Source organism: Maribacter sp. 4G9 (genome assembly GCF_002742265.1).
In the GTDB taxonomy this organism is placed as follows: domain Bacteria; phylum Bacteroidota; class Bacteroidia; order Flavobacteriales; family Flavobacteriaceae; genus Maribacter.
Window position 1 is genome coordinate 75,529 of the sequence record NZ_MDGL01000045.1, and the last position, 16,742, is coordinate 92,270.

Here is a 16,742-nt window from a genome sequence, read left to right on the forward strand (position 1 = left end):
CTGGGTCGTCTATATGAAAAAAAATACTACCGCTTTTTTACTAATTATTTTGATTACGGGTTGTGCCACCTATAAGTCAAAATATGCAGATGTACGGGATGCAGCGGATATACAAATCGATACGCAAGTTGCACATACCTTTTACCTTATTGGGGATGCAGGACTCTCGCCCATTGGCGGTATGAACCCTGCATTGAAAATCTTTAAAAAAAAGCTTGATCAAGCAGATGGCAACAGTACGGCCATTTTTTTGGGCGATAATATTTATCCGGCCGGTTTGCCAGATCCCAAGGACTCCACCATTGCCTATTTAACGGCAAAGAACCATTTGGATGCCCAATTGAAGACACTCGCCAATTTTAAGGGAAGAAAACTTTTTATACCTGGCAATCACGATTGGTATACGGAAGGCCTCATTGGCTTGGAAAGGGAGGAAGAATATGTGAAGGAACAATTGAACGATAAAGATGCCTTCTTGCCAAAGAATGGATGTCCAATTGATGTGATTGAGGTGAGCGATGCGCTGGCGATTATTGTCCTGGATACGGAATGGTACCTTACCAATTGGAACAGGAGACCGGGAATCAATGATAACTGTGAAATAAAAACCAGGGAAAAATTCCTTTTGGAGTTGGAGGATGCCATTAAGGACTATGGGGATAGAACTACGTTGATCGCCATGCACCATCCCATGACCAGTTACGGGCCGCATGGTGGGCAATACTCGTTCAAAAAGCATTTTTATCCAAAAGACTTGCCCATACCATTGCCGGGTTTGGGCACCTTTATCAATATTCTAAGGAGAACTACTGGGGCTTCCACAGAGGATATGGGAAACAAACGATATTTAGATCTGGTAAAAAGGGTAACGACCTTGGCGCAATACTCGGATAGGGTGATTTTTGCATCCGGTCATGAGCATACGTTGCAATACATAGTTGAGAATAACATACCGCAGATTGTCAGTGGTTCTGGAGCCAAGGAGGGTGATACCAGGTTATTGAACGGATCCCGTTTTTCTACCGGGAGAATGGGGTATGCCACCTTGGAGGTTTATACCGATGGGTCTTCAAGGGTTCGGTATTACGGTGTTGACAATCAAGGGAACGAGGAGTTTCTGTTTACTTCCGCAGTATTGCCTCCTACAGAAAAAAAATTGGATACCCTTTATCCAAAAGTGACGGATAGGGAAGTGAAAGCATCGGTATATACCAAGGAAGAGATTGACAAATCTGGTTTTTTCAAGGCGATTTGGGGAGAACGGTATCGGAAGTACTACGGGAGGGAGGTCACCGCCCCAGTGGTTTACATCGATACACTTTTCGGTGGGCTTACACCGGTAAAAAAGGGGGGAGGCCATCAATCCAAATCCTTACGTTTGAGACATGCTTCGGGTAAGGAATACGTGATGCGCGCCTTAAGAAAACTGCCGGAGCTTTATTTGCAATCCATGGCTTTTCAAGATCAATATGTCCTGGACGATTTAAAGGACACCTACACCAAGGAGTTGTTGGCCGATTTTTATACTGGTTCCCACCCTTATGCCCCGTTTACGATAGGCAAACTTTCGGATGCCGTTGGGATCCTCCATACCAATCCCGTTTTGTATTATATCCCCAAACAGGATGCTTTGGGTGAATACAACGATGTATTTGGGAACGAACTTTACATGATCGAAGAACATTCTGGTGATGGTCATGGGGATTTGGAGAGTTTTGGGTATTCCAATGAGTTAAAGAGTACGGATTCCATGCTGGAAGACCTCAGGGATGATGAGAAGTACGAGGTGGATACCGATGCCTACATTAGGGCCCGATTGTTCGATATGGCCATTGGCGATTGGGACAGACACGTAGACCAGTGGCGGTGGGCAGAATTCAAGGAAAATGGCAAGGTCATTTATAGGCCGGTTCCCCGGGATAGGGACCAGGCCTATTCCCAGATGGGAGATGGTATACTCATGGGCCTTGCTACCAGGATCATACCCGGCCTACGGCTAATGGAAGGATTCAACGAAGAAATTAGAAATGTTAAGGGTTTTAATTCTTCTCCAAAAACCTATGTTTTGGATTTGGCGCTATTGTCCGAAAGTACCTTGGAAAACTGGATGGAACAGGCCAAGTTCTTACAGGAAAAATTAGATGAAAAAGCCATTGACCAGGCATTTACCATGTTCCCCAAAGAGGTACACGATGCCGGAGTTGAAGAAATCAAAAGGGTGCTACTTTCAAGGGTCAAAAAAATTGAAGATACGGCCACCCAATATTTTAAAGTGCTGAACAAGTTTGCAACGGTAGTGGGAACAGATAAGGATGATTGGTTTGTGATTACGCGATTGGATGATCGCAGAACACAGGTAAGTGGCTATAGAATTATTGATGGGGAAAAGAAAAAGCAGTTTTTTGATAAGGTCTTCTATACTTCCAGTACCAATGAAATCTGGGTGTATGGCTTGGATGACGATGATATTTTCGAAGTGGTAAACCCTAACGATTTCAAAGGGGTAAAGGTTAGGATTATTGGGGGGCAAAACAATGATATTTACAGGATAAAAAATGGTAGGGGTGTCACCGTCTACGATTACAAAAGTAAAAAGAACACGATTGAGGAGGCGGGTAGGACCAAGGTGAAGTTAACGGATGATTATCCGGTGAATACCTATAATCCTTTAAACATTCGAAGTAGCAACAATCAGGTGATACCAACAGTAGGTTTTAATCCAGATGATGGAATCAAGGTGGGTTTTATGGATACGTATACCTACAATGGTTTCAGGCAAAACCCTTTTACCCAACAACATACCCTTAGGGCATCCTATTATTTTGCCACCAGTGGGGTAGAGTTACAGTACCGTGGGGAATTTGCCAATGTGTTCGATCATTGGAATTTGGCTTTGAATACAAGGTTTACCACCCCCAATTTTGCCATTAACTTCTTTGGTTTTGGGAATGACACTGCAAACTTGGACGATAACTTGGGATTGGACTACAATAGGGTGCGCATTCAAAATTTTGAGTTTGCCCCTTCCTTGGTATGGAGAAGTCCCCTGGGCGCAAAGTTTGATTTGGGTTTTTCCTATGAAGCCATTGAAGTAGAGGAAACTTCAGATAGATTTATCAATACCTTTTATCAGCTAAATGGACAGGAGACTGGAAACAGTTTTGTGGGTGTACATGGCAAATACTCCTATGAGAACCATGACAACCAAAGTTTTCCCACGATGGGTATGGCAACGTCCATAGAGTTGGGCTTTAAGGAAAATATTGGTGTGGAAGATAGAAACTTCGGATACCTAATACCGAGTATCTCATTCGATTATAAATTGATTCCCAGTGGGCGTCTGGTATTGGCGACCAAGTGGAAAGGACATGTGAATATGGGTAATGGATACGAGTTTTATCAGGCTGCCAGTATTGGTGGAACGGATGGTTTAAGGGGCTATCGAAATCAGCGATTTACTGGAAAGGCATCCTATTACCAAAATACGGATGTACGGTATAGTCTCAGAAAAATGCGGACCCGAATTTTACCCTCGGCATTGGGACTTTTTGGCGGATTTGACTATGGCAGGGTATGGACACCGGGAATTGCGTCCAATGAATGGCACACTTCTTATGGTGGTGGCTTTTTTCTTAATAGTGCCGATATACTAACGGCAAACGTTGCCCTATTTTACAGTGAGGATGGGCCCCGTTTTACTTTTGGTCTGGGCTTTGGGTTTTAACGCTTTTTAACCTTTCTTAAATCCAAGGAATAGAGATTGTTGCCCGAGCCATGGGAGCGTTCATCAGACAGTAATAGCACATCTTCATTTATAAAACAGATGGACTCCAGTTGGGTCCTGATTCCCAAATCTATTTCCTCAACTTTACCATTGGTAAAGTTGTCCCAAGTAAAATCCGTAAAAATGAAGAGTTTTCCGTAACTGAGGGCGATCACTTTAGTGCCGTTTGGGGAAATGTCTATACCTGTTATTTGGCAGGTTTTCCAATCTGAACACAAGTTTATTTCAGCGACTAATGTTGCCACATATTCCCCCTTTACATCCGGTACGCTATAAACATAGGCACTTCCGGTAAAAGGGTTCGACCTATTTTTAGTGACGATATATATTTTGTTGTCATGATGGAAGATGGCTTCGGCATCAAAAAAACGGCCGGACTTCTTCGGTGGGAATTCCTTTTGCTCAGGATAGCGTAGCTCAATTATTTCGGCATCGATTTTGTCGCCAGGTTCTACTTCCGGATTGGGAACCTTATAAATTTTTAAATCTTTACGGCTGTTATCGTTGTTACCTATATCGGCTATGTAAACATTCCCCAAATGGTCCTTGGCAAGATCTTCCCAGTCATCATTGTCACCATTCTTCATGGTAAGGGACTTTAGGATATTTCCCTTAAAATCGACTTTATATAGTTCGTCCTTATTTCCCCCATCCTCTACAATCCAAACAGCGGAGTCTGTAAGGCTTATCATACCGGAGTTTTCCTCAAGGTTTCCAGGTAAATCCGTAATTACCTTTAACTGCCCGTAGTTGGTACAGGAAAAAATGGTAAGGGATAGTAAAAAGAGGCAGGTTCTGATCATATTGAAAAATATCGATAAGAACGTATGAATTTACGAATCTAAATCTAAACTACTCTTGATTTTCCGCGACGGATTTGACGCTTTTCATATTTATTTTGTCGATAAGCAATGCACCTAGTTCTCGACCTTGTCCCACACCAACCTCTACAGCGGCCCTGTAGTGAATCCCTCCGTACATTCTGCTGATGGCAGCCTCGTCCGCAGCTTGGTTGAATGAGGTAAAGCTTCTTGTGGGAAGCCCGTACGGTAGTTCCGTATCGTCATCAAAGCTGAAATCGTCCCCAAAAATATCCGTCAAAGCTGTGGCGGCGGCACCGGAGACAACACTATGTCCGCTCGTATATTCTGGGAATGGAGGTGTTTGTAAAATGGGAACCCAGTTCTCGTCAATGTGTTGATTGATCAATGTTTCTGGACGAATTAGGTTACTTCGATACTTTTCATCCCAACAACTAATAAATGCATCAGCAATGGCCATGGAAGTTTTCGTATACGCATACACCGATTTCTGAAAATCACTTTCGGTTTTTCTACAGGCGATCTTTGTAATTCCGATCCAATGTGCTCCCGGAGTGATTTTTTTGGTGGCAAACATCAAATGTCCTCGGGTAACGGATACGTAGGGATTACAATCCCAAAATTTAGCTATGGCTACCTCCTCGGATTCGTCACCAACAGCGGTAATCCTGTTACTGGTTTCATATACCTCCTGGAGTTCTTTATAGAATTGGGAATTATTGTCCATAGAAAACGCTGGTGGAGGTACCGGTTTGAATTGAGCCGCCGAGTCCAAAAAGAAAGGACGTATCTTGTTCCAATGCGGTTCTATGCCATCCATGTAGGCGGGCGGGGTGGGCTGCCACCTTGCCGGATCATCCGTATCTACCGTAAACTTGGGCATGGTTCGGGTTTGGCTATAATTGTCCTTCCCCATCCATGTTTTTATATGTTCCGCTACTTTTTCCCCGTAGGCCTTGGACGCCTCGAACTCGATCTTGTTCGTAGTTTCCCATGAGGCAAAGAGACTGTCCTGCAAAACGTTGAATTTATCCTCCGAAAAAATCAATTGCTTGCTAATGTTCATGTGCGCGATCAATGCTGCCAAATTGGGATTCACATTTTGTAAGGAATCCAACTTTGGAATAGGGGTAAGCTCATTTACCTGTCCGGCCAATGAATTGTATTCCGGATTTACCTGTGCTATGATTTCATAGGCAGCGATATTTGGGTACGCGAATATTCTACTGGCCACAGGCGGGGAAAATATATCATGAATCATGATCTCTACCACCTTATCAATGGAGGTATGTAATTCCTCTGCCGTTACATTGATCGGTTCATAGCGTTGTGGCTTTTCCTGAGAACAGGAAAGGAAAACCAAAACAAGTAAAATGGCCGAAACTTTCTTGAACATATCTGGTGTCATTTTGTTATTCATCGTCAAATTAATCCCTCAGTCAAAGGACAAAATTACATTATTTTGACTGCCAATCAATTCTTTAGGGTTAAAATTGGGCGTTTGGGGAGAACATTAAACTTTCGTTAATTTTTTTTAGGTTTTTATAAATATAAACCATGGTATTAAGGAAATTAATTATCCGAAAATTTTTTGTAAGGTAAGATTCACTGACTTCAATTACTTCGAAATACTGGTCGATATGGTAGTAAGATAAATTTTGAGGAGACCAAAAATCACTTTTCTTGAATCAAATAGGAGCGATCGTTATTTGTCAAAATCAAAAGTCTGTTTTTTGAAATTGGGATTATTTTTCTTGTGTCCAAACCTTTGGGTAGGTCCAAGGAACCTATGTGGATGATGTTTTTATTCGAATCTATTTTGAGGACACCCCCTGGATTTTCTATATTTTGACCCAATTCGTTAGTTTGCCCCTTGAAATTTCCAATATAGTAGATTTGCCCATCCTCCGCTACATAAAAGTCCTGTATGCTACTCATTTGAGCCTGTATTGGTAACGAAACCGCTTTGATATTTTCTCCTGGATTTAGATAGACCATGGAACGAAGTTCTTGCACTTGTTTGGTCTCCATAATTTCTTCCTCTTTTTTACCGGTCAAATTTTCAATGCCCTTAATTTTCGAAAACTTGGTATAGCTTAGGAACTTCTTCTTTAAATAAGGTATTTGTTCGGTAAGTTTGTCCTTAGAAGCAAAAGGCACGTACTTCCCGAAGAAATCATAGAATATGATAGGATCCGGTTGTTGGTTTTCATCAAAATCATCGATGTATAATTTCACGGGACGCTCTACACTTGCCTTAATTTTAAAATTTAAGCCAGCATTACCCACCAATAGGTCCGATTGGCCATTGTTGTCCAGATCCGTAACCGATACGGTATTCCACATTCCGTTTGTGTTTGACAACCCCATTTTTTGGGTCTCGTTCAATAATTGTGAATTACCTTGGTTGATCAGTACCGTAATGGGCATCCAATCACCTACGATAACTAGATCTAATAATCCATCAGCATTCAAATCTGCCCATTCACTGTCCGTTACCATGCCTATTCTTTCCTGTTGCAAAACCCTGAATTTTCCCGTGCCATCATTTTTCAGGATATAGCTCAAGGGTGAGAGTCCGTAGCCTCCGGGAATAGAACGATTGCCAATGAACAAGTCTGCATAACCATCACCATCAAAATCGGCCGCTGAAACACTGCCTCCATTGGTTTTTATCAAAGGGATGTCCAAGCGTTCAAACGTACCGGTACCATCATTGATATAGATTCTGTCCTCCAAATTGGGATTTCCTTCAACCAATTCATTGCCCCCGCTCATTACATAAAGGTCCAGATCACCATCATTTTCAATATCGAATGCCGTGGCATCAACATCTTCATAAATGATATCCTTTCTAAGGCTTGTATTTTTATCTTCTGAAAAGGTACCATCGCTGTTTCCAAAGTAAAGGGAAGGGGATTGATATTTGGCACCGCCAATAAAAAGGTCCTCTAAACCATCGTCATTGAAATCCGCTTTTACCAAGGCCGGGCCTTCGGCAGACAATTTTTCAGGTATAAGACGTTCCCGATCGTAGTCTAAATAGTTATTCTCTAAATGGACAAAATTGAAAAATTCATAGTTTTCCTCTTGGGTTGTTTCCTTTTTCAGATTATCAGGTAAGTTTGGTTTTCTTGTAATCATATGTTCTTGATTGATGCCCAAACCTGTTTCTGTTTGTACTTTTCCATCCAGCCACTGAATTTGGATAGAATCTATCCTAGTGCTACGGCCCAATCCAAAATGTAGTTTATGTGTGGAAGAGGACTGAAAGCCCTTTACGGTCGTAAGTTCTTTTACGTAATGATTCCCAACCGAATACACTATGATTTTTGCTCCATGGGGATTATTGTACTCCTGATTTCCCTTTAATTTAAAGATGACATAATTTTTACTCGTATCCCGTTTACTTTCATTCTCCAAAAGGCTTGCCGTTTGGTTGATGTTGTTAACCACGAGGTCAAGATCACCATCGTTGTCCAAATCTGAATATGCGGCTCCATTTGAATAGGAGGCAATGAGCCCGGAAGCCTCCGAAAGGCGCTCAAAGGTCAAGTTACCCGTATTCCTAAAGATGACATTGGGAATATTTACCGTAGGGATTTGGGCAATCAGCTTAGTTTCGATCTCATTTTGTTCTTCTCTTTCATATTTTGAGAAATCGATATTGCTCAAATAATTGATGTAATCGAGGTCATTGGGCCGTTTATAAATTCCGTTTGTTATAAAGATGTCATTTTGGCCGTCGTTGTCAAAATCCTGCACCAAGGGGGACCAGCTCCAATCCGTGGCATGGGTATTTGTCAAAAGGGTAACATCGGCAAAATGGCCTTGACCCGTATTTAATTGAAATGTGTTTCTTGCATATTGATCCTCAAAACCGAACCCTTTTTTTATCAGATATACTTTGTCAGAGTCCTCACCGCCCGACCTCATAAAGATTTGTGCATCAAAGGGCATCATATCAAGCGAAAAGATATCGGGAAGCAGGTCGTTGTTTATATCGGCGATATCAACACCCATGGTAAAACGTGAGGTATGGTTAAAATATTCGGCTACGGATTCCTTAAACGTTTTGTCGCCTTGATTTATATAGAGATAGTCGTTCTCATGAAAATCGTTGCCCACATAGATATCTAAAAGTCCGTCGTTGTTTATATCGGAAACACTAATTGCCAAACCATATCCAAGGGCACTGCTATAAATACCACTATTATCCGTTACATCTACAAAAAGTGAATCTCCCTCATTTAGCTTATTTTCATAGAACCGATCGCCGGACAGAGAGTCTTTCTCTTGTCGTAGGGAAATATTTCCATAGCTTCTGGTCGTATGAACGGAATGGTTTAAGAGATACATATCCTGATCTCCATCATTATCGTAATCGAAAAAAGCGGCTTGGGTTGAAAATCCGGAAAAATTTAGCCCGTATTCCTTGGATACCTCTTTGAAGGTGGCATCGCCATTATTGAGATAAAGTACATTGTGGGATTTGAGACTCTTGTAATCACCTACTTTACAGACATAAATATCCAAATTACCGTCATTGTTGACATCGGTCATCGTAGCCCCGGTTGACCAGCTTGCATCCATAAGTAAGCCAGCTTCCTCAGAAATATCCTTGAAGTTTAATCCTCCTAAATTTAAATAGAGACGGTCCGGTTTCTGGTTGGCCGTCAGGTAGATATCCTCAAGTCCGTCATTATTGATATCACCTATGGCCACTCCTCCGCCATTGTAGTAATATAAATATTCGATAATATTTAAATCATTAGTATCCACAAGGTCATTGGAAAAATCGATTCCGCTACTATCCGCGGGTACACTCCTGAAATAAATATGTGCCTTTTCCGTGGCAGATTTATTATTTGGTTCTTTGGTGCACGCTAGTAAAGAGAGCGTAGCCACTATTATTAGTAAATATCTCATCAATTGAATTTAAATACGGCTATGGAGTCCCGATTTCTACTTACGAATAACTTCTTATCGGAAATGCCCATATCCCGAATTTCCCCTTTAACTTTAAAGCCTCTTCCGCTTTTTGTTGGTTCAAATTCTAGACCACCCTTGTTTTCCAAAAACACGCCATAGGAGGCGTCGTAACGTCCTACCTCTGGTTTTACGTTGTATAGATTACCTCCTAATACAATGTCTTGGTCCCCATCTCCATCAAAATCGTTGGCGGCAATTGCATAGGTGGTGGAAAATTGGGCGGTGATGGGAAGTGGCAAAACCTCAAAAGTGAAGTTTCCTTTGTTTACAAGTATAACGGATTCCAACGTGGTGGCCTCCAATGTTTTTGCTTCTTTCAAGGCTTCCTCAGAAAAAATAGCGGAGACCGAGGCATCTTTGAAGGACTGATAATCCGGATATTTTTTAGTAATCGCCTTTATTTGTTCGATTAAATCATGTCTAAGGGCATAAGGATAATCCTGTCCATCCTCTCTTCTAAATGTGAGTATGGGGTCAATGAACCCGTTTCCGTCAAAGTCCGCGGAATACAAGCGGATGGGTAGCTCTTCACTAGCCTTAAACCGACTGTTCAATCCATGGTTTCCTACGATGAAATCAAGATCGCCGTCACCGTCCAAATCACTGGGGACAATGGTGTTCCACCAGCCTTTTAAGTCCATTAAAGGATTATCTGCCTTTCTAACAAATTTTCCGGCTTCATTGGTAAATATTTCAATGCCCATAAACTCGCCAACAATAATTAAATCTTCATCTCTGTCATCATCCAGATCTTGGAAGAGGGCGGAGGTAATCATACCCATTTCCTGAAAATAGGGTGCGGCGGTTTTGGTAATATCCGTAAAATTGCCTTTGCCGTCATTCTCCAATAAAAAGCCCGAACCCGCCATACCATATTTTAAGGGAATCATACGCTCACCCACAAATAGATCCAAGTCGCCATCGTGGTCTATATCAGAAACATCGACAGTGGAAGAACTATGAAAGGTGTTGCGCACAGGAAGCTTTTGATCTGAGAGTTTAAAATTCCCATGACCATCGTTTAGATAGAGTCGGTCCAAGAATTCTGCGGAGTACTGCGAATATTCGATACCACCACTGCATACGTACAAATCCAGGTCATTGTCACCGTCTGCATCGAAAAACACGCTTTCCATGTCTTCGGAATTTTTGTGTTGGTCAAAGTCGGTCGTCTTTTTTAGGACGAGGCCCTTATCGGTGTTGACGAACAGACTTGGCGAGTTCCCTTTAGAACCACCTATGAAAAGGTCTTCCTTGCCGTCACCATTTACATCGCCAAAAGCCATTTTAGGACCTTCTGTACTAACCATATGATTAAGAAGACGGTCCCTGTCAAAATCAACGAAGCGATTCTCTTGATGGACGAAATCTCTTAGCCCCGCTACTTTTTTGAAAAGTTGGGGTTCCAAAGGAGATTTGTTCGATGCTGTTTGTTGGGCATCTTTTTCATATAGAACAAGGGTCTGATTTATCCGGATGTCATTCACTTTGGTAATCTTGCCCGATGGCCAAGTGATCTTTACCGTAATGTTTTGATTGTTGGGCAATCCAATATTCGGTCTAATGTCCATACTGGATTGAAATCCACGTACTGGTTGATTTTCTACTGTGATATTGTAGGGGAGTACCTCAATTTTAGAGCCTACGGCGAGGGTATTTTTGCCCTCGCCCCTTAAATCAAACTTGAGATAGTATGATTTCTTGGAATCCATTATAGTGTTTTCATAGACAAAGGATTCCATGTTCAGGTTGTTGACAACTAAATCCAAGTCGCCATCGTTGTCCAAATCACCGTATGCAGCCCCGTTTGAAAAGCTCTCCACAAGCAAACCGGATTTCTCATATTTTTCGAATTCCAAATTACCAAGGTTTTTGTAGGCATGGTTTTCAACTTTGTTCGAAGGAATGAGGTCAATTAGTTTTGCATAGTTCACCGAATCCGTCGTAATCATGGATTTGAGGATTTCGGTATTGGAAATGTAAGTAAGATAATCCTGGTCCGTTAAATCCTGATAGACCCCGTTGGCGATAAAAAGGTCTTTTAGTCCATCATGATCCATGTCGAATATCAAAGCGCCCCAACTCCAATCCGATGCTTCCACGCCACTTAGCCTACCAATTTCACTAAAGGTATTGTCCGCATTGTTTAGCTGGAACGTATTCCTTGTAAATTGATGGTAATATCCACTATTAAGGTTTAACTGGTATTTGTTCCAATCTTCAAAAGTGGTTACGGTCTTTAATCGTTCATATTCCGATGGAAGCATTTCCGTAACGAAGATATCGTTATAGCCGTCATTGTTGATATCGGCCATATCCGCTCCCATGGAAGCTACGCTTATGGCGGTAATTTGATTTTCAAGGGATTCCGTAAAGGTGCCATCCTGATTGTTTATATATAGATAATCACGTTCGAAAAAATCATTTGATACGTAAATATCCTCCCAACCATCATTGTTCACATCCCCAACGGTTACCCCAAGACCAAACCCGATTACACTTCCATAAATACCGGCCTTTTCGCTGATATCAATATACTTTCCATTTACATTTTCCATGAGTTTGTCACCGCCAAGGATATCGCGTTTATTCCGCTCGTTCTTTTTTAGATCAAAACCACCAATAGCCTTATAGGAATTATTAAGTATGTAGACATCCAAATCCCCGTCCTTGTCAAAATCAAAAAAAGACGCATGTGTAGAAAAACCTTTGTCATCTAGATTATAGTCTGACGCCATTTCCTTAAAAGTGCCGTCCTGTTGGTTAATAAAAAGTTCGTTCTGCTTGTTTTCGCCATTTAAGTCGCCCGAATTACAAACATAGATGTCCAGAAAGCCATCTGCATTGATGTCTACCATACTTACTCCTGTGGACCATGGTCTTGTGCCTCCAACCTGGGCCTTTTCCGTAATATCCTCGAATTGAAAATTGCCTTTGTTGAGATAGAGTCTATTCTCTTTTTGATTGGCGATGAAGTAAATATCGGGTAGGCTATCGTTGTTTATGTCGCCAATGGCAACCCCACCACCATTGTAATAATTACGATATCTATAGACGTTGAACTCCTGGTCGTATTTTAAGTCGTTTACAAAATCGATTCCGGTACTTTGGCCCGAACGCAATTTGAAAACTGTTTCTTTTTCAACAGTAATGGGCTCACTGGTTTTGTCATTACAGGAGGATAGTAATAAAGTCAAAAAAGCAAATGCGCCTATTCTCAACAGCATCTTATCAAATATCGCTTTATTATTTCTCTTCCAGCACATACCTAAGGTCATCTATTTTTGCCTTTACAATGCGGTCGTCATCTATTGGCCTTATTACTATTCTGCGGTTTCCATCCACTTTTACCAAGAGATGGGTACTATCCTTTTCCAAAGGAACTTTAATGAAATCATTTCCTGGGTACCACTTTTTCAAGGTATCCATGACAACCGGCACTAATTTATCTGATTGTAATTTTTTGTTCCATATGGACCATGCACTGTAAAAGAATTCCAAATCCATACCTGTCATAATCTTATCATCATTGAAATCTCCAAAGAAAAGCAAGGTGATTTCAGATTCCAAAGGTGCGTCTGCACTTAAGGGTAATTTATATTTCACGGTTTGATTTCCCGGTCCGTTGGAGACCAATCCTTGCTGGTTCAATTGCCAACAAGCACTAAAAAACTCCATTCTATATTGACCGAATTTCATATCAAATAGCAGGGAATCATGAATTTCGCCCGTGGCCATTTCACGCTCTATAAGTTTTGAATATTCTGAACCAGTGGAACAGCTCAAGAATAATAAAAACATAAAGGGAATACCAATTCTATTGATTATTCTTGAATTCATAAAAAAGAACTTCTTCATTATTAGTACCAATTGTTAGTATTTTTTTTCCTTCTAAATTAACCCATTCCAAAGCTCGTATTTGGCCTTCTATAAAAAGTGGAATGACGTTTGCTTCAGAATTTTGAGAAATAAGCGGTCCAAAGATAGCCCATCCCTTTGAAGCATCATACCTCCCGAATTGAGGTTTTACCATGTATTGATTTCCACCAAGAAACATATCTTGGTATCCATCGTTATTAATATCCTCCATGTAGATTGCATATACTGGCGCATATTGTATTTCATCTGGAAGTACCTTTGCTTTGAATCTTCCGCTTTCGTTTATAAATAGCATACTTTCAATTATATCAAGTTCGGTAATATAGCAGTTTGCAAGTTGTTCCTCGGAAAAGATCATGGTCATATCGGCTTTGGCATAATCCTTATAGTATAAGAATTTCTTTTTCAAGGAAGGTATTTGGGAAATCAATTCATCCTTATCCGCTATTGGGTAGTATTTACCGTTCAGTTCTTTACAAATCAATTGTTCTTGAAAGCCATTCCCATCAAAATCGGCAATGAATATCTTCATGTTCTTCTCGTAAAAAGCATTGCGACCAATATTGCCTGCTATGATGTCAATATCACCATCTCCATCAAGGTCCTTCAAGGCAACCGTTTTCCAAAGACCTGAACTTTCTTTAAGTCCATAGGATGCACTAGCGTCTTCAAGGCTTCCTTTATTATTTATAAAAGTTTTAATAGGCATCCATTCCCCAACAACTACTAAATCGTCCCAGCCATCATCATTGATATCTCCCCACATAGCATCGGTAATCATACCTATATTTTGAAAAAGTGGGTTTTCCGCGATGTTGAAATTTCCTTTACCGTCATTTTTTAGTAGGTATCCAGATACGGGTAGGCCGTATACATTTGGTTTGTAGCGTTCCCCAACAAATAGGTCAATATCCCCATCCTTGTCAAAATCCGATGCCGTAACTACGGATGAGCTAAAGGTCTTGCTAAAATTTAAAGAACTTTTGGATTTTGTAAAAACGGAGCCGTTATTAATGTAATAAGCATCATTAAGCTCTATGGAATAAGGCGAAAATGCCTTGCCTCCGTGACACACATATAAATCAAGGTCCCCATCCCCATCCCCATCTAGAAACAAAGCATCGGTGTCTTCAGAGCCGGCATCGTTTTTGAAAGGGATATCATTTTCAGTATATTCATTATTATTTGAAATGAAAAGCTTTCCCGATTGGTTTTTGGCACCTCCAAGAAAGAAATCCGGTTTACCATCCGCATTTATATCGGCTGTGGCCATGGCCGGACCCTCATTACTGCTCATATGGGGCAATAACCTTTCATTATCAAAATCGATGTAGCGATTTTCAGTATGCTCAAAATTAAACAAAGGGGCAATTTCATTTAGAAGGGAAGGATATTTATTGGGTTTTAGCAAGACTTTGGAAGATATAGAATCATTCTTTGGTTGGGAGAATCTATATTTTTCATTTGTTTTTAAGTTGGTGTACGTGCTAATGTCGCCGTTTGGCCAAGTAATTATCAAGGAGTCAATTTTTGAAAGGTTGCCAACTCCAAAATGGAGACCATAAGGCACACTGCTTTGAAACCCTCTTGATACAAAGTTCTCACCATACCCTATTATTTTTCCATCTGATTTTATCATTGCCTTGGCACCTATTGCCCTTAATTTCCCTTCAAAGAGCGTGATTTGTATACTTCTGTGGTTTAAGGTGTCTGTTTTGTTTTCATAAACAAAAGAGGGCATATTTACATTATTTACTACTAAATCAAGATCACCATCATTGTCCAAGTCCCCAAAGGCACTACCGTTGCTGAAACTGGGAGTACTTAAACCCCAATTTTCAGCGGCATTTTCAAAGTTGAAGCTACCTTTATTATGAAATACTGAATTGGGGACCGCCTGGGAAGGCATAGCATCTATAAGCGAGGTGATGACATTTCTTTCCTGTTTGGCAATTCTGTTTCGTATTTTCTCTTCATTGGCGTCATAAGCTAGATAGTCACGGTCCAAAAGGTCTTTATAAATTCCATTGCTGATAAAAATATCCTTTAAGCCGTCATTGTCCATATCAAAAAGGAGAGCTCCCCAACTCCATTCGGTTCCGGACACATTTGCCTGCCTGCTTACTTCCAAAAAGGATTCGTTGCCTAGATTCCTCTGAAGGGCATTTCGGGCATATTGGTTAAAATAACCTTGTTTTGCAGCAAGTTGTTGTTTGTCCCAAGATTCGAATAGGGTTTTTGTTTTTTTTCGTTCTTCGGTGGTGGGTAACATTTCCGTAACGATTAGGTCTGGCAACATATCGTTGTCCAAATCCGCTAAATCTGCCCCCATGGAACCCATGGAAATGGATTCAAAGTAATTTTCCAAATTTTCATTAAATCCACCTTGGGTGTTGTTGATATAGAGGTAGTCCCGCTCAAAGAAATCATTCGAAATAAAAATATCCGTCCAGTTGTCGTTATTGAAATCACCAAGTGTTATACCAAGGCCAAAACCTATTTTACTGGAGAATATCCCAATTTCATTGGTGACATCAATAAATCCACCATCATCGTTGCGTAGAAATTTATTGCCATTTTCATCTGGGATTAGCCGTAGGTCTTTTTTTAAATCGAAACCTCCAATAGAACGCAAAGAGTTGTTAAGTATGTATACATCTAAGTCCCCGTCCTTGTCATAATCGAAAAAGGCGGAATGTACCGAGAGCCCTTCAATATCTAGGCCATATTCTTTGGATAATTCTGTAAAGGTGAGGTCTCCATTGTTTATAAAAAGTTCATTGTGTCTATTGGTGCCTTCAGGTCTACCTGCTTTACAAACATAAAGATCTAGTAATCCATCGTTATTAATATCGGCAAAGGTGGCACCTGTGGACCAGACTTTGGGGCATGCTACTCCAGCGTTCGCTGTAATGTCTTCAAATTGCCAATTTCCCTTATTAAGAAATAACTTGTTGTCAACCATATTGCCCGTAAAATATATATCTTCTAGGCCATCATTATTTATATCACCTATCGCGACCCCTCCACCATTATAAAAATTACGATAAAGGTAGGGGTTGAATTCCTCGTCATAAACCAATTTATTTTCAAAATAAATACCGGTAATGCTATCCCTCAATACAAAAAGGGGAATAGGTTCTTTGAAATCTTTTTTTTTGCAGCTTGCCAATGATGCTGCAAGAAATGGTAAAGAGCAAACCCATCCTATGAAGGAATGATTAATTTTCATCTTTTGAAATATCCATTCTATGGCATTTGTCACA

The 16,742-nt window shown here is 40.7% G+C and carries 7 protein-coding genes; 1 reads left to right on the forward strand and 6 read right to left on the reverse strand.

What is annotated here, in order from left to right:
• Positions 1-13 precede the first annotated feature (13 nt).
• Complete coding sequence (locus BFP75_RS07025) at positions 14-3,724, forward strand: metallophosphoesterase (protein ID WP_099544535.1); 3,711 nt, start codon at positions 14-16, stop codon at positions 3,722-3,724.
• On the opposite strand, the gene BFP75_RS07030 is transcribed toward BFP75_RS07025, so the two are convergent.
• From BFP75_RS07030 to BFP75_RS07055, 6 genes are all read right to left on the reverse strand, one after another.
• Entirely contained in the window at positions 3,721-4,587 is an 867-nt protein-coding gene (locus tag BFP75_RS07030; RefSeq protein WP_099544536.1) for a hypothetical protein, read from the reverse strand. The two genes, BFP75_RS07025 and BFP75_RS07030, sit on opposite strands and share 4 nt — an antisense overlap.
• Positions 4,588-4,636: 49 nt before the next feature.
• Positions 4,637-6,001 carry a vanadium-dependent haloperoxidase gene (locus BFP75_RS07035; protein ID WP_099544552.1) on the reverse strand — a complete coding sequence of 455 codons (1,365 nt, stop codon included), beginning with the start codon at positions 5,999-6,001 and terminating at the stop codon, positions 4,637-4,639.
• Between the two features lie 278 nt (positions 6,002-6,279).
• A complete protein-coding gene (locus BFP75_RS07040; protein ID WP_099544537.1) occupies positions 6,280-9,534 on the reverse strand; it encodes a VCBS repeat-containing protein in 3,255 nt (1,084 codons plus the stop codon).
• Complete coding sequence (locus BFP75_RS07045) at positions 9,534-12,875, reverse strand: VCBS repeat-containing protein (protein WP_240531720.1); 3,342 nt, start codon at positions 12,873-12,875, stop codon at positions 9,534-9,536. Before BFP75_RS07045 ends, BFP75_RS07040 begins: the two co-directional genes overlap by 1 nt.
• Entirely contained in the window at positions 12,844-13,437 is a 594-nt protein-coding gene (locus BFP75_RS07050; RefSeq protein WP_123803353.1) for a hypothetical protein, read from the reverse strand. The genes BFP75_RS07045 and BFP75_RS07050 overlap by 32 nt, the downstream gene beginning before the upstream one ends.
• The gene (locus tag BFP75_RS07055) at positions 13,415-16,708 is read right to left on the reverse strand and encodes a VCBS repeat-containing protein (protein ID WP_099544553.1); all 3,294 of its coding nucleotides are present in this window, start codon (positions 16,706-16,708) and stop codon (positions 13,415-13,417) included. The genes BFP75_RS07050 and BFP75_RS07055 overlap by 23 nt, the downstream gene beginning before the upstream one ends.
• Positions 16,709-16,742 lie beyond the last annotated feature (34 nt).

Coding starts and splice junctions, on each gene's coding strand:
- BFP75_RS07025 (WP_099544535.1), top strand. CDS start 14: ATGAAAAAAAATACTACCGCTTTTTTACTAATTATTTTGATTACGGGT.
- BFP75_RS07030 (WP_099544536.1), bottom strand. CDS start 4,587: ATGATCAGAACCTGCCTCTTTTTACTATCCCTTACCATTTTTTCCTGT.
- BFP75_RS07035 (WP_099544552.1), bottom strand. CDS start 6,001: ATGTTCAAGAAAGTTTCGGCCATTTTACTTGTTTTGGTTTTCCTTTCC.
- BFP75_RS07040 (WP_099544537.1), bottom strand. CDS start 9,534: ATGAGATATTTACTAATAATAGTGGCTACGCTCTCTTTACTAGCGTGC.
- BFP75_RS07045 (WP_240531720.1), bottom strand. CDS start 12,875: ATGACCTTAGGTATGTGCTGGAAGAGAAATAATAAAGCGATATTTGAT.
- BFP75_RS07050 (WP_123803353.1), bottom strand. CDS start 13,437: ATGAATTCAAGAATAATCAATAGAATTGGTATTCCCTTTATGTTTTTA.
- BFP75_RS07055 (WP_099544553.1), bottom strand. CDS start 16,708: ATGAAAATTAATCATTCCTTCATAGGATGGGTTTGCTCTTTACCATTT.